The organism is Bauldia litoralis (assembly GCF_900104485.1).
Taxonomy (GTDB): domain Bacteria; phylum Pseudomonadota; class Alphaproteobacteria; order Rhizobiales; family Kaistiaceae; genus Bauldia; species Bauldia litoralis.
Window position 1 is genome coordinate 94,690 of sequence record NZ_FMXQ01000004.1, and the last position, 26,803, is coordinate 121,492.

At 67.4% G+C, this 26,803-nt stretch carries 27 protein-coding genes; 13 read left to right on the top strand and 14 right to left on the bottom strand.

Features of this window, described 5'->3' with window-relative positions; all coding sequences use genetic code 11:
• Nucleotides 1–234 precede the first annotated feature (234 nt).
• Complete coding sequence (locus BLT60_RS10660) at nucleotides 235–1,350, top strand: site-specific DNA-methyltransferase (RefSeq protein WP_090876437.1); 1,116 nt, start codon at nucleotides 235–237, stop codon at nucleotides 1,348–1,350.
• 93 nt (nucleotides 1,351–1,443) lie between these two features.
• On the opposite strand, the gene BLT60_RS10665 is transcribed toward BLT60_RS10660, so the two are convergent.
• The 4 genes from BLT60_RS10665 to BLT60_RS10680 are packed head-to-tail and all read right to left on the bottom strand — an operon-like array spanning nucleotide 1,444 to nucleotide 5,332.
• Entirely contained in the window at nucleotides 1,444–1,917 is a 474-nt protein-coding gene (locus tag BLT60_RS10665; RefSeq protein ID WP_090876438.1) for an AraC family transcriptional regulator, read from the bottom strand.
• Nucleotides 1,918–1,949: 32 nt separating this feature from the next.
• Nucleotides 1,950–2,564, bottom strand: coding sequence for an HAD family hydrolase (locus BLT60_RS10670; RefSeq protein ID WP_090876439.1), 615 nt, complete (start codon nucleotides 2,562–2,564; stop codon nucleotides 1,950–1,952).
• A complete protein-coding gene (gene mutY / locus BLT60_RS10675) occupies nucleotides 2,561–3,667 on the bottom strand; it encodes an A/G-specific adenine glycosylase (RefSeq protein ID WP_090876440.1) in 1,107 nt (368 codons plus the stop codon). Before mutY ends, BLT60_RS10670 begins: the two co-directional genes overlap by 4 nt.
• Nucleotides 3,668–3,676: 9 nt before the next feature.
• Nucleotides 3,677–5,332 (bottom strand): ATP-binding cassette domain-containing protein, encoded by a 1,656-nt coding sequence (locus tag BLT60_RS10680; protein WP_090876441.1) that lies wholly within the window; start codon nucleotides 5,330–5,332, stop codon nucleotides 3,677–3,679.
• 279 nt (nucleotides 5,333–5,611) lie between these two features.
• On the opposite strand from BLT60_RS10680, the gene BLT60_RS10685 reads away from it, so the two are divergent.
• Nucleotides 5,612–5,890, top strand: coding sequence for a hypothetical protein (locus tag BLT60_RS10685; RefSeq protein WP_139167802.1), 279 nt, complete (start codon nucleotides 5,612–5,614; stop codon nucleotides 5,888–5,890).
• A gap of 38 nt (nucleotides 5,891–5,928) precedes the next feature.
• On the opposite strand, the gene smc is transcribed toward BLT60_RS10685, so the two are convergent.
• The 3 genes from smc to BLT60_RS10700 form a co-directional block, all read right to left on the bottom strand.
• Nucleotides 5,929–9,387: a chromosome segregation protein SMC gene (gene smc / locus BLT60_RS10690; RefSeq protein ID WP_090876443.1), complete on the bottom strand. Its 3,459-nt coding sequence runs from the start codon at nucleotides 9,385–9,387 to the stop codon at nucleotides 5,929–5,931.
• A gap of 72 nt (nucleotides 9,388–9,459) precedes the next feature.
• Entirely contained in the window at nucleotides 9,460–10,110 is a 651-nt protein-coding gene (locus BLT60_RS10695) for a DsbA family protein (protein WP_090876444.1), read from the bottom strand.
• A gap of 120 nt (nucleotides 10,111–10,230) precedes the next feature.
• Nucleotides 10,231–10,743 (bottom strand): DUF721 domain-containing protein, encoded by a 513-nt coding sequence (locus BLT60_RS10700; protein WP_090876445.1) that lies wholly within the window; start codon nucleotides 10,741–10,743, stop codon nucleotides 10,231–10,233.
• A 253-nt stretch (nucleotides 10,744–10,996) separates the two neighbouring features.
• Here BLT60_RS10700 and BLT60_RS10705 point away from each other — a divergent pair, with 253 nt between their 5' ends.
• Genes BLT60_RS10705 through BLT60_RS10725 form a run of 5 tightly spaced genes read left to right on the top strand, consistent with a single transcriptional unit; the run spans nucleotide 10,997 to nucleotide 13,529 of the window.
• The gene (locus tag BLT60_RS10705; RefSeq protein WP_090876446.1) at nucleotides 10,997–11,377 is read left to right on the top strand and encodes an AtpZ/AtpI family protein; all 381 of its coding nucleotides are present in this window, start codon (nucleotides 10,997–10,999) and stop codon (nucleotides 11,375–11,377) included.
• An 18-nt stretch (nucleotides 11,378–11,395) separates the two neighbouring features.
• On the top strand, nucleotides 11,396–12,145 hold the full coding sequence (locus tag BLT60_RS10710) for a F0F1 ATP synthase subunit A (RefSeq protein WP_090876447.1): 750 nt from the start codon (nucleotides 11,396–11,398) through the stop codon (nucleotides 12,143–12,145).
• A gap of 58 nt (nucleotides 12,146–12,203) precedes the next feature.
• Nucleotides 12,204–12,428, top strand: a complete 225-nt coding sequence (locus BLT60_RS10715; RefSeq protein ID WP_090876448.1) for a F0F1 ATP synthase subunit C — start codon at nucleotides 12,204–12,206, stop codon at nucleotides 12,426–12,428.
• A gap of 38 nt (nucleotides 12,429–12,466) precedes the next feature.
• A complete protein-coding gene (locus BLT60_RS10720; protein WP_090876449.1) occupies nucleotides 12,467–13,051 on the top strand; it encodes a F0F1 ATP synthase subunit B in 585 nt (194 codons plus the stop codon).
• The gene (locus BLT60_RS10725; protein ID WP_090876450.1) at nucleotides 13,044–13,529 is read left to right on the top strand and encodes a F0F1 ATP synthase subunit B; all 486 of its coding nucleotides are present in this window, start codon (nucleotides 13,044–13,046) and stop codon (nucleotides 13,527–13,529) included. The genes BLT60_RS10720 and BLT60_RS10725 overlap by 8 nt, the downstream gene beginning before the upstream one ends.
• A 71-nt stretch (nucleotides 13,530–13,600) precedes the next feature.
• Here BLT60_RS10725 and BLT60_RS10730 read toward each other — a convergent pair whose 3' ends face one another.
• Together BLT60_RS10730 and BLT60_RS10735 are read right to left on the bottom strand one after the other, a co-directional pair.
• Nucleotides 13,601–14,302, bottom strand: a complete 702-nt coding sequence (locus BLT60_RS10730) for a ribonuclease HII (RefSeq protein WP_090876764.1) — start codon at nucleotides 14,300–14,302, stop codon at nucleotides 13,601–13,603.
• A 91-nt stretch (nucleotides 14,303–14,393) separates the two neighbouring features.
• Nucleotides 14,394–15,533 carry a PA0069 family radical SAM protein gene (locus BLT60_RS10735; protein ID WP_090876451.1) on the bottom strand — a complete coding sequence of 380 codons (1,140 nt, stop codon included), beginning with the start codon at nucleotides 15,531–15,533 and terminating at the stop codon, nucleotides 14,394–14,396.
• Between the two features lie 108 nt (nucleotides 15,534–15,641).
• Between BLT60_RS10735 and BLT60_RS10740 the strand changes: the two genes are divergently transcribed.
• Nucleotides 15,642–16,319: a glycosyltransferase gene (locus BLT60_RS10740; RefSeq protein ID WP_090876452.1), complete on the top strand. Its 678-nt coding sequence runs from the start codon at nucleotides 15,642–15,644 to the stop codon at nucleotides 16,317–16,319.
• Nucleotides 16,320–16,328: 9 nt separating this feature from the next.
• On the opposite strand, the gene moaB is transcribed toward BLT60_RS10740, so the two are convergent.
• The 4 genes from moaB to BLT60_RS10760 form a co-directional block, all read right to left on the bottom strand.
• Nucleotides 16,329–16,889 carry a molybdenum cofactor biosynthesis protein B gene (gene moaB / locus BLT60_RS10745; protein WP_090876453.1) on the bottom strand — a complete coding sequence of 187 codons (561 nt, stop codon included), beginning with the start codon at nucleotides 16,887–16,889 and terminating at the stop codon, nucleotides 16,329–16,331.
• A gap of 34 nt (nucleotides 16,890–16,923) precedes the next feature.
• Nucleotides 16,924–17,856, bottom strand: coding sequence for a 4-(cytidine 5'-diphospho)-2-C-methyl-D-erythritol kinase (locus BLT60_RS10750; RefSeq protein ID WP_090876454.1), 933 nt, complete (start codon nucleotides 17,854–17,856; stop codon nucleotides 16,924–16,926).
• A complete protein-coding gene (locus BLT60_RS10755; RefSeq protein ID WP_090876455.1) occupies nucleotides 17,837–19,546 on the bottom strand; it encodes a tetratricopeptide repeat protein in 1,710 nt (569 codons plus the stop codon). Before BLT60_RS10755 ends, BLT60_RS10750 begins: the two co-directional genes overlap by 20 nt.
• 94 nt (nucleotides 19,547–19,640) lie before the next feature.
• Complete coding sequence (locus BLT60_RS10760) at nucleotides 19,641–20,660, bottom strand: polyprenyl synthetase family protein (protein ID WP_090876456.1); 1,020 nt, start codon at nucleotides 20,658–20,660, stop codon at nucleotides 19,641–19,643.
• Nucleotides 20,661–20,824: 164 nt separating this feature from the next.
• On the opposite strand from BLT60_RS10760, the gene BLT60_RS10765 reads away from it, so the two are divergent.
• From BLT60_RS10765 to BLT60_RS10780, 4 genes are read left to right on the top strand one after another with little or no spacing between them, the layout of a single operon-like run.
• Nucleotides 20,825–21,061, top strand: a complete 237-nt coding sequence (locus BLT60_RS10765) for a putative signal transducing protein (RefSeq protein WP_090876457.1) — start codon at nucleotides 20,825–20,827, stop codon at nucleotides 21,059–21,061.
• Nucleotides 21,058–21,915 carry a tRNA1(Val) (adenine(37)-N6)-methyltransferase gene (locus BLT60_RS10770; protein ID WP_090876458.1) on the top strand — a complete coding sequence of 286 codons (858 nt, stop codon included), beginning with the start codon at nucleotides 21,058–21,060 and terminating at the stop codon, nucleotides 21,913–21,915. The genes BLT60_RS10765 and BLT60_RS10770 overlap by 4 nt, the downstream gene beginning before the upstream one ends.
• 8 nt (nucleotides 21,916–21,923) lie before the next feature.
• Nucleotides 21,924–22,757, top strand: coding sequence for a S49 family peptidase (locus tag BLT60_RS10775; protein ID WP_090876459.1), 834 nt, complete (start codon nucleotides 21,924–21,926; stop codon nucleotides 22,755–22,757).
• Between the two features lie 54 nt (nucleotides 22,758–22,811).
• Nucleotides 22,812–23,003, top strand: coding sequence for a hypothetical protein (locus tag BLT60_RS10780; protein ID WP_090876460.1), 192 nt, complete (start codon nucleotides 22,812–22,814; stop codon nucleotides 23,001–23,003).
• A 114-nt stretch (nucleotides 23,004–23,117) separates the two neighbouring features.
• On the opposite strand, the gene BLT60_RS10785 is transcribed toward BLT60_RS10780, so the two are convergent.
• Nucleotides 23,118–25,616, bottom strand: a complete 2,499-nt coding sequence (locus BLT60_RS10785) for an arylsulfatase (protein ID WP_425284990.1) — start codon at nucleotides 25,614–25,616, stop codon at nucleotides 23,118–23,120.
• A gap of 155 nt (nucleotides 25,617–25,771) precedes the next feature.
• On the opposite strand from BLT60_RS10785, the gene BLT60_RS10790 reads away from it, so the two are divergent.
• Nucleotides 25,772–26,797, top strand: a complete 1,026-nt coding sequence (locus BLT60_RS10790; protein ID WP_090876462.1) for an AraC family transcriptional regulator — start codon at nucleotides 25,772–25,774, stop codon at nucleotides 26,795–26,797.
• Nucleotides 26,798–26,803: the final 6 nt, after the last annotated feature.

The window sequence follows — 26,803 nt, forward strand, 5'->3', positions numbered from 1 at the left end:
GCCATTCGAGGGGGAAGGCCCCTGTCTAACCATCCATCGATGGCGAGGGAAGGGCAAAAACCGCATGGCGGCTCCGCGTCGGGCGACGGGCGTCGCATGAGCCCTGAAGGGCCGGTGCCGCGCGGATGTCGGCCCGCTACCTTTTCTTAACCACGTCCCGTAACCCCGGCTTTACGTTAACAGGAGCAGAATCCGGCTTCGTTGTTGTGTTGCGTAACAGGGTTGGGTGGGTTCATGGCGCGTTTGCAGAAAGCCGAGCAGGGTTCGGTCTGGCTCGATACGATTCTCAAGGGCGACTGCGTCGCGGAACTCGAGAAACTGCCGTCGGCCTCGGTCGACGTGGTGTTCGCCGATCCGCCCTATAACCTGCAGCTCGAAGGGCGGCTGACCCGCCCGGACCAGTCCGAGGTCGACGCCGTCACCGACGACTGGGACAAGTTCCAGAGCTTCGCCGCCTATGACGATTTCACCCGCGCCTGGCTGCTCGCCTGCCGCCGGGTGCTGAAGCGGGACGGGACGCTGTGGGTGATCGGCTCCTACCACAACATCTTCCGGGTCGGCGCGATCCTCCAGGACCTCGGCTTCTGGGTGTTGAACGACATCGTCTGGCGCAAGACAAACCCGATGCCGAATTTTCGCGGTCGCCGCTTCCAGAACGCCCATGAGACGATGATCTGGGCGAGCCGCGACGCCGACGCCAAGCGCTACACCTTCAACTACGACGCCCTGAAGGCCGGCAACGACGATCTTCAGATGCGCTCCGACTGGCTGTTTCCGATCTGCACCGGCGGCGAGCGGCTGAAGGGAATGGATGGCCGCAAGGTCCATCCGACCCAGAAGCCGGAGGCGTTGCTCCAGCGAGTGCTGACCGCCTCGTCGAAGCCCGGCGACGTGGTGCTCGATCCCTTCTTCGGCACCGGCACGACCGGCGCGGTCGCCAAGCGGCTCGGCCGGCACTTCGTCGGTGTCGAGCGCGAGACGGCTTACATCGAGGCGGCCGAGGCGCGGATTGCCGCGGTGGAACGGACGCCCGACAGCGCGCTCGAGATGACATCGAGCAAGCGGGCGCTGCCACGCGTCCCCTTCAACACCTTGCTCGATGCCGGTTTAATCGCGCCGGGCGCCAAGCTGATGGATGCCCGCGCCCGCCACGAAGCCGAAGTGCGGGCCGACGGCTCGCTGAGGGCAGGCAGCCACACCGGCTCGATTCACCGGGTCGGCGCGCTGGTCCAAGGGCTGGATGCCTGCAACGGCTGGACCTTCTGGCATGTCGAGCAGCAGGGCGCGCTGGCGCCGATCGACACGCTGCGCCAGGTCGTGCGGCGGGACATGGAAGCGGCCGGCGTCTGACGCGGATCGGCCAATTCCCCCTGCCCAGCAGCAACCGGGCAGGGGGAACTACTATCAGCGCCACGCCTTCGACGGGAAGGGCGGCGATTTCTCTCAGCCGACGATGGGCACCTGCACGACGGGCAGGGCGATGTCCGTCCTGAGGTCGGCCTCCGGCGTGTCGGACGGGTCGTTCAGGTAGATCTCGAGCCCGCACATCGGGACGTAGACCAGGTCGTTCCGCTCGTCGATCGCCGTGCCGATGCGCTTGAAAGACACCGGCATTGTCGCGTAGTTGCCTTCGTGGGTGGTCATCGCCCAGGTCATTGCCGGCAGCGCCGCGACATGGATGTCGTCGGGCGTCTCGACCGGGCGCAGCAGGGTGATCGCCGCGTCATAGCGCAGGCGATCGGCCGGCACCTGGCCGGGATCGTCCCATGAAAGCCCGATCACCCTGGTTTCCGGCGTCAGCAATCCTGCTCCGGCGGCCCAACTGAATATCCGCTCGAAAGCCGGGCCGACGGTGTTGTAAGGCCCGACGCTGCGGACACCGGCATAGACCATGCCGGGGAGTTTTCTCAGTTCCATGTCGAGTCTCCTGTTGGCCCAGGGAAAGTCGGTCAGGCCGGGAGTACGCCGTAGCGCCGGAGGTCGGCTCGCAACCCGTCGGCATCGCGAAACAGTTCGGCATGCCACCCGGCGGCCCGCGCGCCCTCGACATTGGCCATCGTGTCGTCGAAGAAGAGCGTCGCGCCGGGATCGAGGTCGAAGGCCGTCGCGTGATGGTCGTAGATCGCGCGGTCCGGCTTGATCAGTCCGATCCGCCCCGAGACGGTGGTGCCGCGGAAGCGGTCGAGGAAGGCGAAGCGCTGGCGGGCGACATCGAAAGTGTCTCCGGCGAAATTGGTCAGGGCGGTCACGTCCCATCCGGCATCGAGCAGCGCTTCGAGCGTCGCGACGCTGTCCTCCAGGTGTCCCGGGACCATCTCCGGCCAGTTGACCCGGAAGGCGCGGATCATCTCGGCGTGGTCGGGGTGATCGGCGATCAGCAGGTCCTCCGCCTCGGCCCAGGCGCGACCCCGATCCTGCTCCGCGTTCCACGCCGGGGTGCAGATTTCGGTGAGAAAGCGCGCGCGCTCATTGTCATCCGGGATCAGCCGGCGATAGGGAATCTCCGGGTCCCAATGGATCAGGACCTTGCCGATATCGAAGACGACGTGGCGGATTTCGGTCATGCGGCATCCTTGCGGCTGCGTTTGGTTTTCGTCGCGCCGGGTATCGCCGATTCAATCGCCTTTTTCATGACGCTCGGCAGCGCCTCGCCGGGAAGCGCGTCAGGCGGCGACCACCAGTGATTGGCCGGCGCGGTATCGGCGACGACGGCCGCGCGATAGACGGCGAGCTCCAGCCGGAAATGGGTGAAGACGTGGACGACCGGGGCGGGCATCGCCTGCCAGTCGGCGGCGAAGGGAGCGCTGTCGACGGGCGCGTCGGGCTGTTCGCCGGTCCAGTCCGTGCCGGGGGGCTCGCTCATCCCGCCCAGCAATCCCCTGTCGGGCCGCTGGCGGAGCAGGACCGCGCCGTCGCCGCGCACCGCGACGAAAGCCGCGCCGAAGCGGGTCGGCCGGTTGGCCTTTGGGGGCTTGACCGGGAAGCGCTCCTGCTCGCCCCGGGCCCGGGCGACACATTCGCTGGTGAGGGGACAGAGCACGCAGGCCGGCCGCTTTGGCGTGCAGATCGCGGCACCGAGGTCCATCATCGCCTGGGCGTAGTCGCCCGCCCGCTGCCGCGGCGTCAGGTCGGCCTGGCGGGCGCGAATGTCCTTCTTGCCCTGCGGCATCGGCGTCTCGATGGCGAAGAGTCGGGCGATCACCCGTTCGATATTGCCGTCGACGACCGGCGCCGGTTCGTCATGGGCGATGGCGGCGATCGCGGCCGCCGTGTAGTCGCCGATCCCCGGTAGCGCCTTGAGCCCGTCCACCGTCGTCGGGAAGCGGCCGCCGTGGTCGCGCGCCACGATGCCGGCGCAGGCGTGGAGATTGCGCGCCCGGCTGTAATAGCCGAGCCCGGCCCAGGCCTTCATGACGTCGTCGCGCGGGCTGGCGGCCAGAGCCGTGACGTCCGGCCAAAGTGCCGTGAACCTGTCGAAATAGGGCTTCACCGCCGCGACGGTGGTTTGCTGCAGCATGATCTCCGACAGCCAGACCCGGTAGGGATCGGGGCGGATGCCGCGGGCGCGCTCCTTCGGGCCGACCCGCCACGGCAGCGACCGCGCGTGGCGATCGTACCAAGCGAGCAGGTCGGTCGGGATGGAGGGCGGGCTACCGGGATTCGTCATCGCCAAAGCCTAGGCGAAGCCGCCCGTCGGCGGAATGCTCGACCTTCGTGATTCATGCGACGTGGCGAGCGGGAAGACCAGTCGCCGTTCGACGCCGATCGCCTCCAGAAAGTCCTCGTCGTGGCTCGCCACCAGCAGCGCGCCGTCGAAGTCGCCAAGCGCCGTCTCGACCGCGGCGATCGAGGCGAGGTCGAGGTGGTTGGTCGGTTCATCGAGGATGAGCAGCGCCGGCGGCTGGCCGCCGCCAAGCACGCAGGCCAGCCCGGCGCGCAGCATTTCGCCGCCGGACAGGACGGCGACCGGCTTCAGGGCATCGGTGTTGCGAAACAGGAAGCGCGCCAGCATGGCGTGGGCGTGGTTGATCCCCGCTTCGGGATTGAGGCGGCGGAAGTTGTCGAGGATCGTCGTTGCCGGGTCGAGGATGGCAACGCCCTGGTCGAGCATCACCGACCGCGTCGGCCGGTGCACCGTGCCGGCGGTCGGCGCGGTCGCGCCGCCGGCAAGCGCCAGGAAGGTGGTCTTGCCGGTGCCGTTGCCGCCGGTCAGCGCCACCCGCTCGAGTCCGGTCATCGCGAAGTCGATATCGCTGAAGACCGGCGGCTGGCCGGGATGGGCGAAGCCTGCCCCCTCCATCGCCAGCACGATCTTTCCCGCCGGCAGGCCGGCGGACGGCAGAGCAAGCGCCAGCGTCGCGGTGCGCTCCACCGCGGCCTCGGCCTCGGCCACCGCGTCGGTCGCGGCGGCGCGCTGCTTTCCGGCGAGACGGCCGATGGCGGCGCCGGTGCGTTCGCTGCGCTCGCGCCGCGCGTCGAGCAGGAGTTTCGGCTGGTCGCCTCTCGCACGCGTGCGGGCGCCTTGCGCGGTGCGACGGGCCTGGCGCTCCTGCGTCGCCTGGAGCCGACGGGCGGTCACCTCGGCATCATGCCGGGCGATGTCGAGATCACGCGCCGCGGCGGCGCGTTCGGCCGCCTTCCGCTCGGCATAGAGGTCGTAGCCGCCGCCATAGGCGCGGGCGCCGAGGCTGGACAGTTCGACGATGCGATCCATGCCGCGCAGCAGCGCCCGGTCGTGGCTGACGACGATGGCGCCCTTTTTCCAGCCGGTAAGCACGCGGGCGATGGCCGCGCGGCCATCGGCGTCGAGATTGTTGGTCGGCTCGTCGAGGACGAGGAGATCGGGATCGTCGAGGAGGAGCGCCGCCAGCGCCACGCGCGTCCGCTCGCCGCCGCTCAGCGACGCCAGCCGCCGCGCGGGATCGAGACCGGCGAGGCCGACATCGGTCAGCGCGATGGCGAGGCGGGATTCGAGCGTCCAGTCGGCTTCGGCCGCGTCGTCGAGCGAGCCGCGTCCTTCGGCAAGTCGCTCCAGCCCGCCGAGGGCCTGCGCTACGCCAAGCAGGTCGGCGACGGGCGCGCGATCGTCGACCTGCACCGACTGGCGGAGCAGGCCGATCCGGCCCGAGCGCTCGACGGTGCCGGAGCGTGGCGTGAGCTCACCGGCGATCAGCCGGAGAAGAGTCGACTTGCCGATGCCGTTGCCGCCGACGAGGCCGGCGCGGTCATGCCCGAAGGCGATATCGATGTCGGTGAGAAGATCGCGGCCGTCAGGCGTTGCAAACGAGACGGCGTGAAGCGCGACGATCGGCGCGGACTTGCGGGAAGACATGAGAAGAGACCTGAACGAAGGGACGGACGCGGGCGAAAGTGTTCGTCGCGTTCTGCTCCATCGGGGTCTCCTGTCGCTGGTTGCCTGTTTCGGCGCTCCAGATGCGTCATCCGTGGCGGGAAGGCAAGGGGGCTCGCCGCACTTTCCCGAAACAAACTGGCACTTTCCGGGCCGGCCACAGTCGGTCTAAAGAGAGAGCCGGACACCCGGTCGGTGTCGTCGCTATTCGTCGGGATGGCGACGCGCACGCGGCTCGCGCGACAAGGAGAGAGGATCGAAATGAGAAAGCATGCACCCGGATTGATCGTCTTGTTTGCCGTGTCCCTTGTGTCGGCGCTGGCGATGGCGCAATCGAACGACGACGCGACCGACAAGGCTGCGGCCGACGTGGTCGCCGATCAGGTTCGCGAGCAGGGCTATGACTGCGAGGAGCCGACGAAAGCCAGTCCCGACCAGGAAGCCGACGGCGACTCGGTCTGGAAACTCACCTGCAAGGACAACGCCTATCGGGTTCGCCTGGTGCCGGACATGGCGGCGCAGATTGAATCGCTCGACTGAGGCGACGCCGCGCGATCGATGCCCGTGATAGTCGGCTGCTAGACGGCTTCCTGGAAGCGCGCGGCGGTTTCGAGATCCACCGACACCAGTTGCGAGACACCGCGCTCGGCCATCGTCACGCCGAACAGCCGGCTCATCCGCGCCATGGTGATCGGGTTGTGGGTGATGACCAGGAAGCGGGTGTCGGTCTGGCGCGTCATCTCCTCGAGGAGATTGCAGAAGCGCTCGACATTGGCGTCGTCGAGCGGCGCATCGACCTCGTCGAGCACGCAGATCGGCGCCGGGTTGGTCTGGAAGACCGCGAAGATAAGCGACAGCGCCGTCAGCGCCTGCTCGCCGCCGGACAAGAGCGTCATGATCTGCGGCTTCTTGCCGGGCGGCCGGGCAATGATTTCGAGGCCGGCTTCGAGCGGGTCGTCGGACTCGGTAAGCTGCAATTCCGCTTCGCCGCCGCCGAACAGGTGGGTGAACAACCGCTGGAAGTGATCGTTGACCGTGCCGAAGGCGGCCAGCAGGCGTTCGCGGCCCTCACGGTTGAGGCTGCCGATGCCCTGGCGCAGGCGGTGGATCGCGGCGACCAGGTCGTCGCGCTCGCCGACCAGCACATCGCGCCGCTCGCCGACTTCCTGCGATTCGGCTTCGGCGCGCAGGTTGACGCCACCGAGGCGCTCGCGCTCCTGCCGGTACCGGTCGAGGCGCGCCTCGATCTGGCCGAGGTCGGGCAGGGCCGCCCCGGGCTTCAGTTCGGCGATGGCAAGCACCTCTTCCGGCATGCAGTCGAGCGCTTCGTCGATTCGCTCCGCCGTTTCGTCAAGCCGCTGCCGGGCCGCAACACCGCGCTCCTCGGCGCGGCCGCGCTGCTCACGCGCCTCGGCCAGTTGCTCGAGTGCGACGCGGGCGGCCTTGTCGGCTTCGGCAAGTTTCGCCTCGCCCTCGGCAAGCGTGTCGGCGGCGGCGGCGCGTGCCTCCTCCGCCGAGGCGATCTCGGACAACAGCGCCCGCCGCCGTTCCTCGATCTTCTCCGGCTCCTCGGCGAGCTTCGTCTTTTCCTGCTCGGCCTCGGCACGCCGCGTGGTCAGCGTCGCGATATGGGTTTCGGCATTGGCGGCCCGCTCGTGCCAGCTCTGCCTCTCGACGGCAATCGCGGCGAGGCGGCCGGCCCGCATGTCGGCTTCCCGCGACAGGCTCTCGACCGCGGCCCGCATCTCGGCCAGCGCCGCGCGGTCCTCGGCGACCTTGTTGCGCGCCACCGCGAGCTGGTCGGCAAAGCTGTCGGCGGTTGGCGTCTCGGCCAGCGCCGTCTTCGCCACGTCGCGTGACGCTTCGAGGTCGGAGACCGCGGCCGTCAGCCGGTTCCGGGCTTCCTCCAGCGCGCTGCGCCGCGCCGCCTGCTGGCCGGCCTCGCGCTCGGCCCGGGCAAGCTGGTCGCGCGCCTGGTCGATCGCCCGCTGGGCCTGCCGCCAGCCGTCGCGGGCAGCCCGCTCGGCCTCTTCGGCCGCGCGCATCGCGGCGTTGGCCTCTTCCATTTCCTCGCGCCGCTCGCGCTGCAGCTTGCCGGCGTCGACCGCGTCGGATTCGAGCTCGGCAAGCCGGTTGCGGGTGGCGAGCCGCTGGGCGGCGGCGGTCGGGGAATCGGCGGTAGCGATATAGCCGTCCCAGCGCCACAGGTCGCCCTCGCGGCTGACCAGCCGCTGGCCGGGCTTGAGCATCGACTGGAGCCGGGTGCCGTCCTCCCGCGCCACGAGCCCGATTTGGGCAAGCCGGCGGGCGAGTACCGCGGGCGCCTCGACATGGGTGGCGAGAGCCTCGACCCCATCGGGCAGCGACGGATCGGCGTCGCTGCGGTCGACAAGGCGCCAATAGGCGGCGGCCTCCGTATCGGCCGGCGAATCGAGGTCGTCGCCAAAGGCCGCTCCGAGCGCCGCCTCGAAGCCGTTGTCGACCTTGACGATATCGATCAGCGGGGTTCCCGCCTCGGTTCGCGACGACTTGAGCAGGGCGACCAGGGTCGCCGCCTCGGTCTCGATCCGGCTCAGCGTCCGCTCCGCCTCGGCAAGCGGTTCGCGCAGCCGCGCCGTCCGGTCGCGTGCCGCGGCAGAGGTGCCTTCGGCAGCGACGGCCTGTTCCTCGGCCGACTTGACCGTGGCTTCCGCCGCTTCCACCGCCTCGCTCCGCTCGCGCAGGCCGGCCTCGACGGACTGGCTGTCGCCAAGCCGGTCGAGCTCGGCGGTGACGCTGGCGAGTTCCTTGCGCTGGTTCTCGAGCCGGCGCTCGGCCTCGATCAGGCTGCGCTCATACTGGGTCCGCCGGGCGGTGATATCGGCGACCTTGCCGGTCAGTTCGGCGAGTGCTGCTTCGCTGGCGGTCAGCGACTCCTCGCAGGTCCGGCGGCGATCCGCGGCGGTTGCCTGGCGCTCGGTCATCGCGGCATTGGCCGCTTCGAGTTCCTTTTCCTCGTCGTCGAGGCGGGCGAGGATCGCCTTGTTGTCGGCGACCAGCGTTTCCTCGCGGGCGATGTCGTCGCCGAGCTGTGCCAGCCGGCGGCCGAGATCGGCGAGGCGTTCGTTGATGCGGGCTTCCTCGCTGTCGAGCTGCTCGCGGGCGACGATGATCCGCTGCAGCGCCGCGCCGGCGCGGGCCGCCGCATCGCGCAGCTCGGGCAGGCTGGCGCCGGCGGTTGCCTGGGCAACGGCCGCCTGGCCTTGCGCGTCGGATCGCCCGTTGACCAGCGCGGTCGCTTCCCGAAGCGCTTCGTCGGCTTCCTTGAGCGCGGCGGTCGCCGCCGTCCAGCGCAGATGCAGGACCGTCGCCTCGGCCTTGCGGATCTCGCCGGAGAGGTTGCGATAGCGCACCGCCTGGCGGGCCTGGCGCTTCAGCCCGTCGAGCTGGGAATCCAGTTCGGCGACGACGTCGTCGATTCGCGCCAGATTCTGTTCCGCTCCGGACAGGCGCAACTCGGCCTCGTGGCGGCGGTTATGCAGGCCGGAAATGCCGGCCGCTTCCTCGAGAAGCGCGCGGCGGTCCTTCGGCTTGGCGGCGATCAGCTCGCCGATCTTGCCCTGGCCGACCATCGCCGGCGAATGGGCGCCGGACGAGGCATCGGCGAACAGCAACTGGACGTCGCGGGCCCGGACGTCGCGGCCGTTGATCTTGTAGACCGACCCGGCCTCGCGCTCGATCCGGCGGCTGACCTCCAGCACGTCGGCGTCGTTGAGCGTCGCCGGCGCGGTGCGGTCGGCATTGTCGATGACAAGGGTGACTTCGGCGGTATTTCGGGGCGGGCGATTGCCGCTGCCCGAGAAGATGACGTCGTCCATGCCGGACGCGCGCATGTTCTTGTAGGAAGCCTCGCCCATCACCCAGCGCAGGGCTTCGACAAGGTTCGACTTGCCGCAGCCGTTCGGTCCGACGACGCCGGTCAGCCCTGGCTCGATATGCAGGTCGATGGGCTCGACGAACGACTTGAAGCCGAGAACCCGCAGCCGCGTGAACTTCACCTAGGCCCTCACCAAAGCTCCGGCCAGCGCCACATAGCGCTGGCCAACGGTTTCGCGTAGGGCGATTCGGTCCTACTCGGCAAGAAGCTCGTCAAGTTGTTCAAGGGTTAATGCGCCGGACTTCTTCTCGCCATTGACGAAGAAAGTCGGCGTCGAGTTGACCTCGAAATCCTCCGATGCGCGCTTGCGGACCCAGTCGATGCCGTCGAGCACTTCCTGATTCTTCAGGCAGGCGGTGAAGGATTCCTGGGTGAAACCGGCCTGCTTGACCAGATTGAGAAGGGCGGCGGCGGGCTGCTCGACGAACGCCCATTCAGCCTGCTTCTCGTAGAGCAGGTCGACGATCGGGAAGAACCGCTCCTCCGGCGCGCAATTGGACAGCATCACCGCTGCGATATCGAGCGGATTGAGCGGGAAATGGCGGAAGATGAAATAGACATCGCCGGTGTCGACGTACTTTTCCTTGAAGTCGTCGAATGTGTTCTCGTGGAAGCTCTGGCAGTGCGGGCAGGTCATCGAGGCATATTCGATGACGATGTTCGGCGCATCCGGATCGCCGAGCGTCTTTTCGCCGAGCGGGCCGGCTTCCAGCATGGCTTCGCTGGTTTCCGCATAGGCGGGGGCGACGAAGGCTGCGCCGCCGGTCTGCGTCTGCCCGCCGAACAGAATGCCGAGGCCGGCGACGGCTGCCGCTGCGATCGCAAGTGTGTGCCGTGATCTCATATCTTGTCGCTTTCGTGTCTTGGAGGGCTGAACAAGCCTGCTGATGCAGCGCATGGGGTAAAAGGGACGGGCTGACTTCGATTGGTCAATTGTGGCCATTTCCGGATCGTGGCAACTCAACTATTCGCGACGAATGCCATGAACGCCGCGGCCGAGGCGCTCCAGCGCGGCGCGCAGCCGGTCATCCTCGACCGAGGCCACGGTCTCGGAGATCGCCTGGCCAGCCGCCGGATCCACCGGCGTCCGGTCCCGCAACCCGGCCGGGGAGGCGGAATCGGCGACCGGCCCCTGGACGATGCGAATCCGTCCGATCGCCCGGTAGCCGAAAAAGGCATTCACCCGCTCGAGAATCTGCGGCAGGTCGTGCTGGACATAGATGGCGCGCGGGCCGTCGACCTTGAGGAAGAGGACGCCGGCCGCCGGCTCGTCGCCTTCATCGTTGCGGCGCGGCCATGAAATCTTGTCCGGCGCCGTACAGTCGGCGTGGAGGGGCCCCGCCAACTCCGGCCAGGCCGCAACCAGGTCGGCGGTGGCGAATCCGCGCCGTGCCGTGATCGGCGCGATGGCGCGGCCGACCAGTTCGCCCAGCGAGAGCGCGCCCTTGGATCGTTTGTTGCCGGCATCGGAGGACATGGCGGTGTTTTGGCACGGCCCCGGCCGCTTCGGAAGGCCGGGGCGCCGGATTTGAGCAGCGGAAGAATCGGGTCATTTGGTTGCGGCGCACCATCGCCACTGGCACTTAGCGGAAAAATATCCAGCGATATCAGATGGTTGGTCGAGGCAGCCGGCTTCTTGACACCGTATCGCCCGAAACCTATGGTGCGGCCGGTTTTCAGGGGCGGGGTAGCAGTTCTACGGCGTATCTTCGCCCCGTTGGGACAGTTCGATGAGCAAGGCGAAAGGCCCGGACGACGACAGGCCGGCCCCTTCGACGAGCGAGGCGGACGCTGCGCTTTCCGGAAAACTGCGTGATCTCGAACGGCGGATAGGCGCCAGCCGGGACGCGCGCAAGGAAAAGGACGGGCCGGAAAAGCCCGCCGGCCCCGGATATGGAATGGCGCTCAGGCTTGGAGCGGATTTTGTTGCCGGGGTTCTGGTCGGTGGTGCACTCGGGTGGGGCATCGACCAATTGATCGGAACCTCGCCCTGGGGACTGGCGGTTTTTTTGCTGCTGGGTTTCGGAGCGGGCCTGTTGAGTGTAATGCGATCTGCCGGTGTCGTTGCCAAGCGCCCGGGGATCGACGACGATCCGGCCGGACGCCGGTAGGATTACAAGGGGACTGCGGTGGCAACCGATCCAATTCACCAGTTTCAAATCCAGAAGCTGATTCCCATTGAGGTCGGTGGCGTCGATTTTTCCTTCACCAACTCCGCCCTGTTCATGGTGCTGACCGTCGTCGGCGCCTCCGCTTTCCTCATCCTGTCGACTCGTGGCCGCGGGCTCGTGCCCGGCCGCTGGCAGTCGGCGGCTGAGATGACCTACGAATTCGTCGCCCAGACATTGCGAGAATCGGCCGGCAGCGACGGGATGCGCTTCTTCCCGTTCGTCTTCAGCCTGTTCATGTTCATCCTGGTCGCCAACCTGTGGGGCATGTTCCCCTACTTCTTCACGGTGACCTCGCACATCATCGTCACCGCGGCGATGGCGGTTGCGGTGATCCTTCTCGTCCTCTTCTACGGGCTGAAGAAGCACAAGTTCGGGTTCTTCAAGCTGTTCGTGCCGAGCGGTGTGCCCAGCGTGCTCCTGCCCTTCATCGTCGTGCTCGAGGTGCTGTCCTTCCTCTCGCGGCCGATCTCGCTGTCCATTCGTCTCTTCGCCAACATGCTGGCGGGCCACATCACCCTCAAGGTGTTTGCCGGCTTCGTCGTCGGGCTCGGTTCGGCCGGTTTCGTCGGCATCCTCGGCGCGATCCTGCCGCTGTTCGCGATCGTCGCGCTGACGGCGCTGGAATTCCTGGTCGCGGCGCTGCAGGCCTATGTCTTCGCGGTCCTGACCTGCCTCTATCTCAACGACGCCCTGCACCCCGGTCACTGATCGGGGGGCGGATTGCCCTTCACCCTTCACAACGCGAATTTCTCAAGGAGCATTAATCATGGAAGCGGAAGCAGCAAAGTTCCTCGGCGCCGGCATCGCCTGCATCGGCATGGGTGCCGTCGGCATCGGCCTCGGTCACATCTTCGGCAACTACCTCGCCGGCGCGCTGCGCAACCCGGCTGCCGCCGATGGCCAGTTCGGCCGCCTGATCTTCGGCTTCGCCGTCACCGAGGCGATGGGCATCTTCTCGCTCCTGGTCGCCCTCATCCTGCTGTTCGGCTGACGCAAGCGTCGTCCTGATCCAGCACTGCGGAGAGCCACATGGCGGTTGACCAGCCGGTCGAAGGGGAGCCATTCGTGACCACTGATGGCACGATCCACGAGACGCCGGCCGAACATAAGGTGTTCCCACCCTTCGACGCGACCACCTACGCGTCGCAGTTGCTGTGGTTCGCGATCACCTTCGTCCTCCTCTACTACCTGATGGCGAAGGTGGCGATTCCGCGCATTGGCGGCATCCTCGAAGGGCGGCGCGATCGCATCGCCGCCGATCTCGACCAGGCCGAAAGGCTGAAGGGCGAGTCGGAAGATGCGGAAGCGGCCTATGAGAAGGCGTTGGCCGAGGCGCGGGGGCGCGCGTCGAGCATCGCCGACACCGCCCGCGAGGGAGCGAAGAGCAAGGCCGAGGCCCAGCGGGTCGAGGTCGAGGCTTCGCTGGCCGGCAAGCTCGCCGACGCCGAATCGCGGATTGCCGAGATCAAGAACCAGGCTCTGGCGGAGGTCGGCACCATCGCCGGCGAGGCCGCCGATGCCGTGGTCAATTCCCTGATCGAGGCCAACGTGTCGGCCGAGGAAGTCAAGGAAGCGGTGGCCGACGTTATCGCCGCGAGGAACGCCAATGCTTGAGGATCCGACATTCTGGGCCCTCGTCGGCCTGATCATCTTCTTCGCGATCATGATCTACCTGAAGGTCCCGAAGACGGTGACCGGCGGCCTCGACAAGCGGGCCGAGCGGATCACCACCGAGCTCGACCAGGCCCGCAAGCTGCGTGAAGAGGCGCAGGCGCTGCTGGCCGAGTATCAGCGCAAGGCGCGCGAAGCGGAGTCCGAGGCCGAGGAAATCATCGACCAGGCGACCCGCGAGGCCGAGGCGCTGGGCGCCGAGGCGCGGGCCCGCATGGAAGAGTATGTCGCAAGCCGCACCAAGCTGGCCGAGGACAAGATCGCCCAGGCCGAGGCCCAGGCGATCCAGGAGGTGAAGGCGCTGTCGGCCGACGTCGCCATTGCCGCCGCCGAGCGCATCCTCACTGCCAAGGCCAAGGGCGCGACGGCCGACGCGCTGGTCGACGCCGCCATTGGCGACGTGAAGGGCAAGCTCCACTAACCAGGATTCGGTGCATGACAAACGCGGCGCGGCCCGGCAGGGCTGCGCCCGTTGTCGTTTGGCGTGGCCGGTTATTCGGCCGGCTCGGGCTGCGGGGCGAAGAGTTCGGTCTGGGTCGGCTCAAGCCCCAGCGCGATCCGGACCGGCGCGAAGCTGCGCCGGTGATGGATGCAGGGGCCGTGGCGGTCGATGGCGGCGAAATGGGTACGCGTCGAATACCCCTTGTGGCGGTCGAAGCCATAATCGGGATAGGCGCGGCCGACCGCCTGCATCAGCCGGTCGCGGGTGACCTTGGCGACGATCGATGCGGCGGCGATCGACACCGACAGCCCGTCACCGCCGATCACGGCTTCACCGGGGCAGGGGAGGCCGGGCGGCAGCATGTTGCCGTCGACCAGCACATAATCCGGTTGTCGTGACAGGCCGCGCACCGCCTGGGTCATGCCCCAGAGCGAAGCCCGCAGGATGTTCATCCGGTCGATTCGGGCGCGGCTGGCGACCACCACCGATACACAGGCGCGATCGAGGATGACGTCATGCAGACGCTCGCGCTCCGCCGCGGTCAGTCGCTTGGAATCGTCGAGGCCCTTTGGAGCCCGCCCGTCGAAGACCACGGCGGCGACCACCACCGGCCCGGCCAGCGGACCGCGCCCGGCCTCGTCGACGCCGGCGACCAGCGTCGCGCCGCGCCGGCGCGCCTGCGCCTCGATGCGCCGGGTTGGCGCGGCCGGAAGGTCGAGCAAGCGGGGCGAATCGGGCGACGGCTTGGGCATGGTCCGATGGTCGCCGTCCGCGCCGCGTCCCGCAAGGGGCACGATGCCGCTTCGGCTCCGGCGTTGATCTCTATCGCGACGGTGCCACGCCTCAGAACAGGCTGAGTTGTCCGCCTTCAGCGACCGGCGGCCGGAAGAGGTCGGTCGCCAGCTGCCGGCGCTCGCGGTTGAGGCCGAGGCGGCGGGCGGCGATCTCGAACCGGCGTCCGATCTGCCAGGCATAGGGCCCGTCGCCGCGCATCCGCTTGCCCCAGGTCGCATCGTAATCCTTGCCGCCGCGCATCGAGCGGATCACCGACAGGACATGCTTCGCCCGGTCCGGATAGGCGCGTTCGAGGAAGTCCTTGAACACGTCGCGCACCTCGAGCGGCAGGCGAAGGAGGACGTAGCCCGCCTCGCGGACGCCCGCCGCCGCGGCGGAATCGAGGATCCGCTCGATCTCGGATTCGTTGAGCGCCGGAATGATCGGCGCCACCATCACCGTCGTCGGGATGCCCGCCTCAGAGAGCAGCCGAAGCGTCGACAGCCGGCGCTCCGGCGTCGCCGCGCGCGGCTCCATCGCCCGTGCCAGCTTGCGGTCGAGCGTCGTCACCGACAGGGCCACCTTGCAGAGGTTGCGTTCCGCCATGCGGGAGAGGATGTCGATGTCGCGCAGCACCAGCGCCGACTTGGTGACGATGCCGACCGGATGGCCGGCCGCCTCCAGCACCTCGAGGATCTCGCGCATGATCCGGTAGCGCTTCTCGATCGGCTGGTACGGGTCGGTATTGGTGCCGATCGCCATGGTTCTCGGCTGGTAGCCGGGCTTGGCGAGTTCGCGCTCGAGCAGTTGCGCCGCGTTCGGCTTGGCGAAGAGCCGTGTCTCGAAATCGACGCCTGGCGAAAGGCCCATATAGGCATGGGTCGGCCGCGCGAAGCAGTAGGCGCAACCATGCTCGCAACCGCGATAGGGATTGATCGAGCGGTCGAAGGAGATGTCCGGCGACTGGTTGGTGGTGATGATCCGCCGCGGCTGTTCCTCCTGCACCTCGGTACGGAAGGGCGGCAGGTCGTCGGCCGAGCCCCAACCGTCGTCGAAAAGCTGCCGCGCCGGCTCAAACCGGCCGGACGGATTGATCCCGGCGCCTCGACCCCGTCGCCGCTCGGGGTCGATCTGGACGCCTACATAATCCTCGACCCGCTGCGCGGGGGCGATGCGACTGGCGGCGAATCGGTGGCTTGGCGAGGACATGAATACATTCCTAGCATTGGAGAGGAACAAATCAAGAACAAAATGGGCGAATCTCGATTTGGGTTCCCGCAGGGTCGAAAACAAGGCGGGCAAGGGGTATGAGGACTGATGATCACTGTGATCCTGCCCACTCGAGACGACGAGATCGCTCTGGCCCTGGCCCTGACACCGCTGGTGCCGGCGGCGGTGGAAGGCATTGTCAGGGAAGTCATCGTCGTCGATGCCGGGTCGCGCGACGGGACGCTGGTCGTCGCGGACGCAGCCGGCTGCACCGTGGTGCGGGGCAGTGGCCCGGAGGCGCTGATGGCCGCTGTCGAGGAAGCCAAGTCCGACTGGCTGCTCTTCCTCTCGCCCTCGGCGGTGCTTGATGCCAACTGGTTCGGCGAGGTCCTGCCGTTCATCGACCGGGCGATGATGGCCGGCGAGGGCAGCGACGCGGCCGCCGCTTTCCGCCACGGCCGGGCCGAATCGGGATTTACGGCGCGGTTCGCCGAATGGAGCGCGACCTTCCGCTCCGCCGGTTTCGCCGCGCCCTACCAGGAGCAGGGTCTGCTGGTCTCGCGCTCACTCTATCGCGCCGTCGGCGGGCACCGGACCCTGCCGGCCATGGCCGATGTCGATCTCGCCCGTCGTATCGGCCGGCGCCGCCTGACGCTGTTTCGCGCCCGCGCCGTCATGCGTCGCCCGGCTGGCGGCGGCTTCTTTCGCGGGGCGCGCAACGCCGCCTGCCTGGCGATGTTCGTGATGCGCCTGCCGCCGCGGGTGATCGGACGTTTCGCCGCCTGAACGGCAGCCTCAGACGTCGGTGCCGCGCAGCTTCGATCGTTTCAGATGCTCATCCAGCCGCGGCATGATCTCGACGAAATTGCACGGCGCGTGGCGGTAGTCGAACTGCTGGGCGAGGATCCCGTCCCAGGCGTCGCGACAGGCACCAGGCGAACCGGGCAGGCAGAAGACGAAGGTCTCCCGGGCAATGCCGGCGATCGCCCGCGACTGGATCGTCGAGGTACCGATCGTCCCGTAGCTGACGATGTGGAAGACCGTCGCGAAACCGTCCATCCGCTTGTCGAGGAGCGGTTCGACCGCCTCCACCGTCACGTCGCGGCCGGTCAGCCCGGTGCCGCCGGTGGTGATCACGGCGTCGATGCCGGGATCGCTCGTCCATCGATTGATCACCGCCTGAATTGCCGCGACATCGTCGCGGACCAGATCGCGGGCGGCGAGATCGTGGCCTGCTTTCTCGATGCGCTCGGCCAGTGTCGTGCCGGACCGGTCCTCTTCGATCGACCGGGTGTCCGACACCGTCAGCACGGCAAAGCGGACTGGAACGAAAGCCGGCGCCGGGGCATCGGTCATCGCCCGGTCTCCGCGTTGCCTGCGACGCGGGTCATCATGACCCGCCGGTCCGGGTGACAGCGACCCACCATTGCGGCCGCGCGGCGCGGATTCGCTCGGCGGCGCGCCGGCCGGCCTCCGGCGACATGAAGATACCGAAGACCGTCGCGCCCGAACCGGACATGCGGGCGAAGAGGCAGTCGGCGTCGGCGGCGAGCGTGCGAACCGCCGTTTCGACCGCCGGGGCCTCGGCGATCGCCGGCTCGAAGAGGTCGTTCCGCGTCTTTCTCAGCCAGAAGATGAACTCCATCAGCGACCCGCCGAAGTCCGGCAGCGGCGGCAGCGGCGTGCGCTTGACCGGGTCGAGACGCCCGAAGACCGCGGGGGTGGAGACGGACGCCCCCGGATTGACCAGGAGGACGGTCAGCGGCGGAATCCCGGGCGCCGGCGTCACGTCCTCGCCGACGCCGCGCATGAAGGAGGGGCGCGACGAAAGACAGACCGGAACGTCGGAGCCGAGCGACAGGCCGAGCCGGGCGAGTTCGCCATCGCTGAGGCCCATATGCCAAAGCCGGTCGAGGAGCCGGAGCGCAGCCGCGGCATCGGCGGAGCCACCGCCGAGACCGGCGGCCACGGGCAGTTGCTTGTCGAGATACAGCTTCAGGCCGGCGGTCGGCCGACCGGGATAGGCCTCGCAGAGCGCCTTGGCGGCGGCCAGCACAAGGTTGGTGTCGGGCGTCGTCGTCGGGTCGAGCCCGCCAGCGAACAGTCCGCCGAGGTCGAGATCGACGAACCCCTCGTTGTCGGGGAAGGCGGTGAGGGTATCGCCCGCCTCGGCGAAGACGACGAGGCTGTCGAGCAGGTGATACCCGTCGTCGCGCCGCTCCAGCACATGCAGCGCGAGGTTTATCTTGGCCCGGGCGAATTCCGTATGCGACGCGGCCTTCGGGATCGCCGCCGAGACGGTGTCAGCCGTCGCTTGCACCATCGGTGACCAGACCCTTCTCAAGTTTCCTGACGATAACCTCGAGGTCGGTCGGCTCGGGATCGAGATCGCGGGCATGGTTCCACTGGAAGGTCGCCTCGCGCTTGCGGCCGACTTTCCAGTAGGCATCGCCGAGGTGGTCGTTGATGACCGGATCCTCGGGCTTCAATTCGACCGCGCGTTCGAGCTGGGCGACGGCATCCTCGTAGCGGCCAAGGCGGAAATAGGCCCAGCCGAGGCTGTCGACGATGTAGCCGTCATTCGGCCGCTGGTCGACGGCCGAGCGGATCATGTCGAGCCCCTCCTCGAGGTTGACGCCCATGTCGACCCAGGAATAGCCGAGATAGTTGAGCACCTGCGGCTGGCCGGGATTGAGGTCGAGCGCCTTCTTGAGGTCGGCCTCGGATTTCGCCCATTCGTCGCTGCGTTCGTAGGCGACGCCGCGGAAGTAGAACAGCCGCCAGTCGCCGGCGGTCGGCTCGTCGATGGTGGCGATGCCCTTGGAATAGGTCTCCGCCGCCTCGGCGAAACGCTCGCGACCGCGGAAGATGTTGCCGAGGGCGACGATTGCATCGAGGCCTTCCGGGTTCTTCTCGATCAGCTTGCTGAGCATGGCGACCGCCTCGTCGGTCCGGATCAGGTTGTCGAGGCAGAAGCCGGTCTGGATGTCCGCGTTGCGGCGCAGGTTGGACTCCTGTGGGATTCGTCCATAAATGCGGATCGCCTCCTCGCAGCGGTCGGCCGAGACCAGAAGGTCGGCCAGCGCCGTCAGCGCCAGGTGCGAGTCCGGCTTCAGGTAGAGCGAGAGGTGAAGATAGGCGGCCGGCAGTTCGGTGCCTTCATCGGTGCCGATCGCCGCGCCCAGACCGTAGAGGACCTCCGCCGCGCCTTCGACGGTCGAAGAGACCAGCGGGCCCGGGTCCTTGCCGGCGACGAGTTCGTCGAGCAGGAAGCCGATGACCGGGTTGCCCGGCTGGGTCTGCATGAAGCGCTCCAGCGCCTCGATCGCCTGGTCGCGCTTGCCGGCAGACGAAAGGATCCGGCCATAGGCCTCGACGACGCGCAGCGCCGAGCCGTCGGTCTCGAAGGCATCGGTGATGGCGCGGACCGCCACGTCTTTCTGGCCGGCGACGTCGGCGATCAGGGCGGTGTGGTAGTTCTTGAAGATCTCGTACCAGCTCGGCCCGCTCAGGCCGTCGACGAGCGCGAAGGCGGCATCGGTATCGCCTTCGCCCTGCTTGGCCCAGGCCGTGAGCAGGCCGCTGGTCAGTACTGCCAGCGGCGCGCGCGCGGTCTCTGCCATCTCGGCCTCGGCATCCGCCAGATCGCCTGCCTTGATCGCCCGGACGCCGCGTAACAGGCGCGCCAGCGGGTTTCGCGTGTCGATGTCGATCAGCCGTTCGGCATAGCCCGCAGCCGGCTCGATGTCGCCATTGGCGATTCGCAGGACCAGTACCCGCTCCATCAGGATCGGGTTTTCCGGGTCGTTGCCCAGCGCCGCGGTGAAATAGTTGGCCGCCGCCTCGAGATCGCGCGCCGCGTCGGCGCTCCGTCCGGCGAGGTAGCTGCCGGCAAGCGATATCGGCGTAACGGCGAAATCGTTCTCGAAGCCGGTCTCGGCTCCTGCCGAGGCAGCGAACGCCGCCATGCCGGCTGCTGCGATGGTAATGCGAAGTGCTTTTGAGACGCTCATATCGGCCCGTTTTCAGTGGACAGGAGTCGACCGCTTTGTGGGCGGCTAAAATGGCGGTTTTGCAGCCGCGCCGCAAGCCGGGGCCGAATTCGGCCTAGTGCGCCCGGTTGATGCAGAAATCGACGGCCTCCAGCAGCGCCGCCCGGTAATCCGAATCGGGGAACGGCGCCAGCGCGTCGCGGGCGACGCCACCATAGTGGCGGGCGCGCTCGATCGTGTCGTCGATCGCGTTGTGGCGGCGCATCAGCACCACCGCCTTTTCGAGATCGCCGTCCTCGATCGCGCTGTCGACGATTACCTTCTTCCAGAAGGCCCGGTCCTCGTCGGAACCGCGGCGGTAGCTGAGCACCACCGGCAGGGTGATCTTGCCTTCGCGGAAATCGTCGCCGACCTGCTTGCCGAGCTCGGCGGCGCTGCCGCCATAGTCGAGCGCGTCGTCGACCAGCTGGAAGGCGAGGCCGAGATTGGTGCCGTAGGATCGGAAGGCGGCGCGTTCGGCGCGATCACGCTCGGCGATCGTCGGCCCGACTTCCGCCGCGGCGGAGAACAAGGCGGCGGTCTTGGCGCTGATCACCGCCAGATATTCGTCCTCGGTGGTTGCCGTATTCTTGGCCGCCGCCAGCTGCATCACCTCGCCCTCGGCGATGACCGCGGCGGCGTTGGACAAAATGTCGAGGGCGCCGAGCGAGCCGACCTCGACCATCATCTTGAACGCCTGGCCGAGCAGGAAATCGCCGACCAGCACGCTTGCCTGGTTGCCCCAGACGAGGCGTGCGGCGGCCTTGCCGCGGCGCATGTCGCTCTCGTCGACGACATCGTCATGGAGGAGGGTGGCGGTGTGCATGAACTCGACGCTGGCCGCCAGCTTGATATGGCCGCTGCCGGTGTAGCCGCACATGCCGGCTGCCGCGATGGTCAGCATCGGCCGCAGCCGCTTGCCGCCGGAATCGATCAGGTGGCGGGCGACCTCGGGGATCATGCCGACATCGGAGCCGGCCCGGTCGAGGATCAGCTCGTTGACCCGGGCCATGTCGCCGGAAGCCAGCCGCACCAACGGTTCGATGCTCGCCCGCGGTTCAGTCTTTCCGTCCTGAAGGGGAACGATCACGCCCACCGAAAATCCTTTTCCTGCTGTCGTCCGACGACCCTAGGCGGAACCGACGATCGCTTCAAATCTAGCGGTACCGCCGCATTGAGCCAGTGCGACGGATTGTCGGACCTCGTTCCGCCACCTAAGCTTGGAAACGATCAAGGTCCAATCACATAAAGCTGGGGTGAATGGAAGAACTCATCAGAACCAACGACATCGTTCTTATCTCTTTTGTCGAGGCCCTGCTGCGCGACGCCGGAATCGAGGTGCTGGTGCTCGACCAGAACATGAGCGTAATCGAGGGTTCTCTAGGGGTTCTGCCGAGGAGGATCCTGGTTGCCGCTGATAATCTCGACCAGGCCCGGCGGATCCTGACCGACGCCGATATCGGCAAGGAACTGGAGGATCCCGGGAAAAAGGGATGACCGCCGCCACGGAGATCGCGCCCGGAATCACCGTTGATTCATTCCTGGACGGCCGTGTGGAAGCCTTGCAACACGCCAGGGGACACCACCGGGCGGGCCTTGAGGCAGTGCTGCTCGCGGTGTCTCTCGATTCTCGTCTCACCGGCACGGTCGCCGACCTCGGCGCCGGGGTCGGGGTGGCAGGTTTCTGTGCAGCCGCCCGCTGCCCACACGCCAGGGTGGTGCTGGTCGAGCGGAATGCGGAAGCGGTTGCATGTGCCCGCCAGGCGCTGACCCGACCGGCCAACGCGGCCTTCGCCGACCGGGTGCGGATAGCGGCGACGGATATCACCGCGCCGGAGGCCGAACGCACCGCCGCCGGCATGGGCCGCGACCTTGCCGACCACGTCCTGCTCAACCCGCCATTTTACCCCGAGGCCGCCGGCAGCCGTTCGCCGAACCCGGCACGGGCCGACGCCCATGTGCTGGACGTCGGCGGGCTCGACTCGTGGCTGCGGGCGGCGGCGTCGGTGCTGAAGGTGCGCGGCGACGTGACGGTGATCTTTCGCGCCGACGGACTGGCGCAGTTGCTGGCGGCGATCGGCCGCCGCTTCGGCGCGCTCGACATCCTGCCGATCCAGCCGCGTGCCGGCGAGCCGGCGCACCGGGTGCTGGTCCGCGGGCTGAAGGGCGCTGGCGGTCCGTTGCGCATCCTGCCGGCGCTGGTGCTGCACGGCGACACCGGCAACGGCTTCACGCCGGAGGTCGAGGCGATGCTGCGCCAGGGCAGGGCGCTTTCCTTGGTGGTTCGCGCTTGGCACGGCGGCCGCGGCGCCCCATCTAGGGTGGATAGTCACGAGGATTCAGGAGCATAGGGCCGCGCATGGCATTTTCGGTGAAGGGTTTGTTCTCGCGCGGCGGGCCGGTGATTCCGGTGGTGCGGCTTTCCGGTTCGATCGGCACCGGGCCGGGCCTGCGGCCAAGCCTGTCGCTGGCCGGCGTCGAGCCGCTGCTCGCCCGCGCCTTCGGCATCAAGGCGGCGCCGGCGGTGGCGATCGTCGTCAACTCGCCGGGCGGCGCCGCGGTCCAGTCGCACCTGATCCACAAGCGCATCCGCCAACTCGCCGACGAGAAGGACAAGCATGTCATCGTCGCGGTCGAGGATGTCGCCGCCTCGGGCGGCTACATGATCGCCGCCGCCGGCGACGAGATCCTGGTCGACGCCTCGTCGATCGTCGGCTCGATCGGCGTCATCTTCGCCGGCTTCGGCTTCGAGAAGCTGATCGACAAGATCGGCGTCGAACGCCGCATCCACACGGCCGGCAGCAACAAGGCAGTCCTCGATCCCTTCTCGCCGGAAAAGGCCGACGACGTGAACCGCCTCAAGGCGATGCAGCAGGACGTCCATGCCGCCTTCATTGCGCTGGTCCGCGACCGGCGGAAGCGCCTCGCCGATGATCCCGACCTCTTCACCGGCGCCTTCTGGTCCGGCGGCCGGGCGGTCGACCTGGGCCTCGCCGACCGCATCGCCGACCTGCCGACCGCGCTGAAGGAAAAATACGGCGACAAGGTCGAGATGAAGCCGATCGCCGCCTCGCAGGGCTTCCTGCGCCGTCGCCTCGGCATGGCCGCGCCGGGCATGGCCGTCGCCGCCCAGGTCGAGGGTGTCGTCGGCGCGCTGGAAGAACGGTTGCTTTGGGAGCGCTACGGGCTCTAGAATCGAGCGAAGGATGGCACCGCCGGTGCGTCCGTTTTCCGCGAGTGGGTGTCCATGGGCGCTTTCCTGACCTTCGTCGGCGTTGTCGTCGCCATCTTTCTCTGGTGGCGGCGGTTCAACCGCACCCATACGACCGTGATGAGCGCGCTGAAACGCGCCGAGACCTCACTGCAGAAGCGCGCCCCGCAGACGCTGGAAAAGGACCCCAAGACGGGGGTCTATCGGGCGCCTCGGCGGGAGGGGTGATGCCCCAACGACGAACGATTGGTCTGTTTGTAGGACGCGACGACCCTCCCCCGGTCACGAGGGAGGGGCACCGGGTAATTAAGAGTGCCGGGTTTGCGGAGTTGCGCCCGCCGGTCAGTCGCTCGCAGCTTTCATCGCCGCACCAAGCTTCGCCTTGTCGGCGTCCAACAATTCGGGTCGGTCAACCTTGATCGTGAGCTTTTCGAGCGTTGCGGTCAGAGCGAACGGCGGTGAATAGTCCGCGTCGTTGACGCCGGTCAGCGTGTCGGACCCGATGTCGAAGCTTTCGTCCCACTGCAGGATCATCGGCAGGGTCTCCTTCATTGCCTGTGTGTCAACGTCCTTCCCGTCGACTCGCAGGGTCGCGGTGCCACCCTTGCCGACGCCGCTGAAGCTGTTGAAGGCAAGCGTTCCCGCGCCCATCCCGTCATATTTGAAGTCGAACTCCACCACATGCTTGCCGGCGGCGAGCGCCTCATTTCCCTCCCATCTGATCCGCTGGAGATCCACCATGTTCCACAGAAAGACGGGCTTGCTGTCCTTGAGATAGAAGCCATAGCCGCCGAAGCGCCCGCCCGAGGTCAGGATCATTCCCTCGGCCCCGGCCTCGGGGACGTCGATCTCGGCCGTGATCGTGTAGGAGGCGTTGAGGATGCCCGGCGAGTCGCCCTGGGGCAGGCCGACCATCGGCCGCGTATAGACGAACTCGTTCCGCCCTGCCGTGATGTTCGGGCGCGGCGCAGCCACGCGGGCGGCGAACGAAGCGTCAAGCGGAAAGACCTGGTACTTCCTGGCTTCCTCGACAAACCGCGCCTTCATCTCCTTGACCTTCTCCGGGTTGGCCTTGGCGATGTCGGTGGTCTGGTTCATGTCCTTGGTCAGGTCGTAGAGTTCGAGCACCTGGTTGTTGAGCGGATCGGTGTTCGCGGGGCCGAAGGCGTCCCACGGCGTCCGGTTCACCTTGGTGCTGAGAAGCCAGCCCTCGTGGTAAAGCGCCCATTGGCCCATCATCTCGAAATACTGGGTGGTGTGGCGACTTGGCACGTCAGCATTCGCCTTGTCGAAGGTATAGGCGAAGCTCGTTCCCTCGATCGGGGCCTGATCGATCCCGTCGACCGACTTCGGCGCCGGGATTCCGGTGACCTCGAGGATCGTCGGCACGACGTCGATCACGTGCATGAACTGGTCGCGCCGTCCGCCCTTGTCGGTGATCTTCGCGGGCCATGACACCACCATGTTCTGGCGGATGCCGCCGAGCCGCGAGGCATTCTGCTTGAACCAGTCGAAGGGCGTGTCGAAGGCCCAGGACCAGCCGGCCGACATGTGGTTGTAGGTCTCTTCGGTCCCCCACACATCGTACCATTTCATCTGGGTTTCGGCCGGGATCATGTTCTGCCCGTTGAAGAACGCCACCTCGTTGGGCGTGCCGAGCGGCCCACCCTCGGCGCTCGTCCCGTTGTCGCCGTTGATGTAGATGATCAGCGTATTGTCGCGCTCGCCGATGTCCTCGACGGCCTGGATCACACGGCCGATCTCATGGTCGGAATAGGCGGCATATGCGGCGAAGACCTCGACCTGCCGGATGAAGAGCTTCTTCTCCACATCGGTCAGTTGATCCCACGGCTTGATGTGTTCCGAAGGCCAGGCCGCGAGCGTCGCGTCCTGCGGCACGAGGCCCATCTTCTTCTGGTTCTCGAAGATGGTCTGGCGCAGCGCCTCATAGCCATCGTCGAAGAGGTGCATCGCCTCGATCTTCTCGACCCATTCCTTTGTCGGGTGATGCGGGGCGTGCGTTGCGCCCGGCGCGTATTTCACGAAGAAAGGCTTCGACGGGTCGATCTGGTGCATGTCGGTGATCCAGCCGATCGCATCGTCCGCCATCGCGGTCACGAGGTTCCATTCGCCTTCCTTGCCGTCGAAGGGATAGATCTGCGTCGTGTTGCGGAAGAGGTTCGGCTGCCACTGGTTGGCGTCGCCGCCGACGAAGCCATAGAAGTACTGGAAGCCCATGCCCGTCGGCCACTGATCGAAGGGGCCGGACTGCGCGGCCTCGAAGGCCGGCGTATTATGGTCCTTCCCGAACCATGACGTGTTGTAGCCATTGTCGAGCAGGATGCGTCCGACGGTGGCCTTGTCGGGCGCGATGATGCTGTTGTAGCCGGGATACCCGGTCGACTGCTCGGAGATCACACCGAAGCCGGCGGAATGGTGATTGCGCCCGGTGATCAGCGCGGCGCGCGTCGGCGAACAAAGCGACGTCGAATGGATGCTTGTGTAGCTCAACCCCTCCGCCGCGAGCTTGTCCATCGTGTCCGTGGGGATGACGCCGCCGAAGGTGCTTGGCACCGCGAAGCCGGCGTCGTCGGTGATGATGAGGAGGACGTTCGGAGCCTCGGCCGGTGGTACCACGCGCGGCGACCACCAGGGCGTCGATTGAAGCGCGTCCTCCTCGATCTTGCCGCCGAACGGCAGCGGAGCGGGGGGGAGCTGGTTTCCGTCGAGCACCATCGTGCCGCTCGGCGATCCGACGCCGCCTTGCGCCAGGGCCGGGCCGACAAGCCAGATGGTACCGGCCACCGTGGCCAGGAATGCAGCGATGAGTTTTTTCCGCACGGCTTCCTCCATTCGTCGGGCTCCAGAGCACCGCTAGACGGGCAATGCAACCTGCGTTTGGCAGGTCTGATCCCGATCCGCGGCCTTGCGCCACGCGCCATGATCGTATCACGTTGCCTGGGATCCAGATTGCCTTTTGAGGACAGACCAGACCGATGTCTACGACGGCCAAGCAACGCTCTGACCCGCTCGTGCCGCTCCCTGGCCTTCTGGCGGAACTGGGGGTCCCGGTAGAGGACGTCCTTACGGGAACCGGACTGGCTCCCGAGGATCTGACTCCCGATCAATTTTTCGACTTGAGCACCATTCTGGCGATCCTCGACAACGCAGTCCTGCGGACCGGTCGCGAGGATCTGGGACTCCTGCTCGGTGCAAGGCACACGACCGCCGTTCTAGGACCGCTGTCCCGGGTGGTTCGTGCCTCGCCAACCCTTGGCGAAGCGCTCCTGGACCTGTCTTCGATGCAGGGACGGAATACGTCGGCCGCAACCACTTACCTTCGCAGGCAGGGCGAGGACGTCTTCTTCGGCTACGGGGTCCACGACCCCCGCCTAGCCGTCTCCGCCGTCACCCAGGACATCGTCCTGGCCATTCTCAACAGGATCATAGCCGAACTCACGAGGGGGGCCGTGCGCCCCCGCGAGTTCCTCTCCATGAGACCTGCGCCGCGCAATCCTGCACGGTGGTCCGGTCTGGGGGCGGTGGTTCGGTTTGGCGAGGCGGAAACCGGTTTCTTCCTCTCTTCGATGGACATGGCGTTCCCGCTGGCAACTGCTGATCGTCAAATGCACGACAGGGCGCTGGAGGAGCTGCTGTCGCAGCCGGAACTCCTCGCGGCAAAATGGACTCACCGGACCCGCCGCGCGCTCCGTGCGCTGCTCCTCGAAGGTTGCTCGGGCATGCCCGACGTCGCCCTGCGTCTCGGCGTCGGGCCGCGTTCTCTCCGCCGCGCGCTTGCGAGGGAGGGCACGTCCTTCGAGGAGGTCCGTGATGCGGTCCGCCTCGCCATCGCGCGCGACCTTCTTTCGATGAGCGGGCTTTCCATTGGCGACCTTACCCTCACGCTCGACTTCGCGCATCCAAGCGCGTTCATTCGCGCCTTTCGACGCTGGACGGGAGAGACGCCGGCAGCGTGGCGAGACAAGAAAGCCGTTCCAGCGTCATTGACGGGACGGGAGTAGGACGCG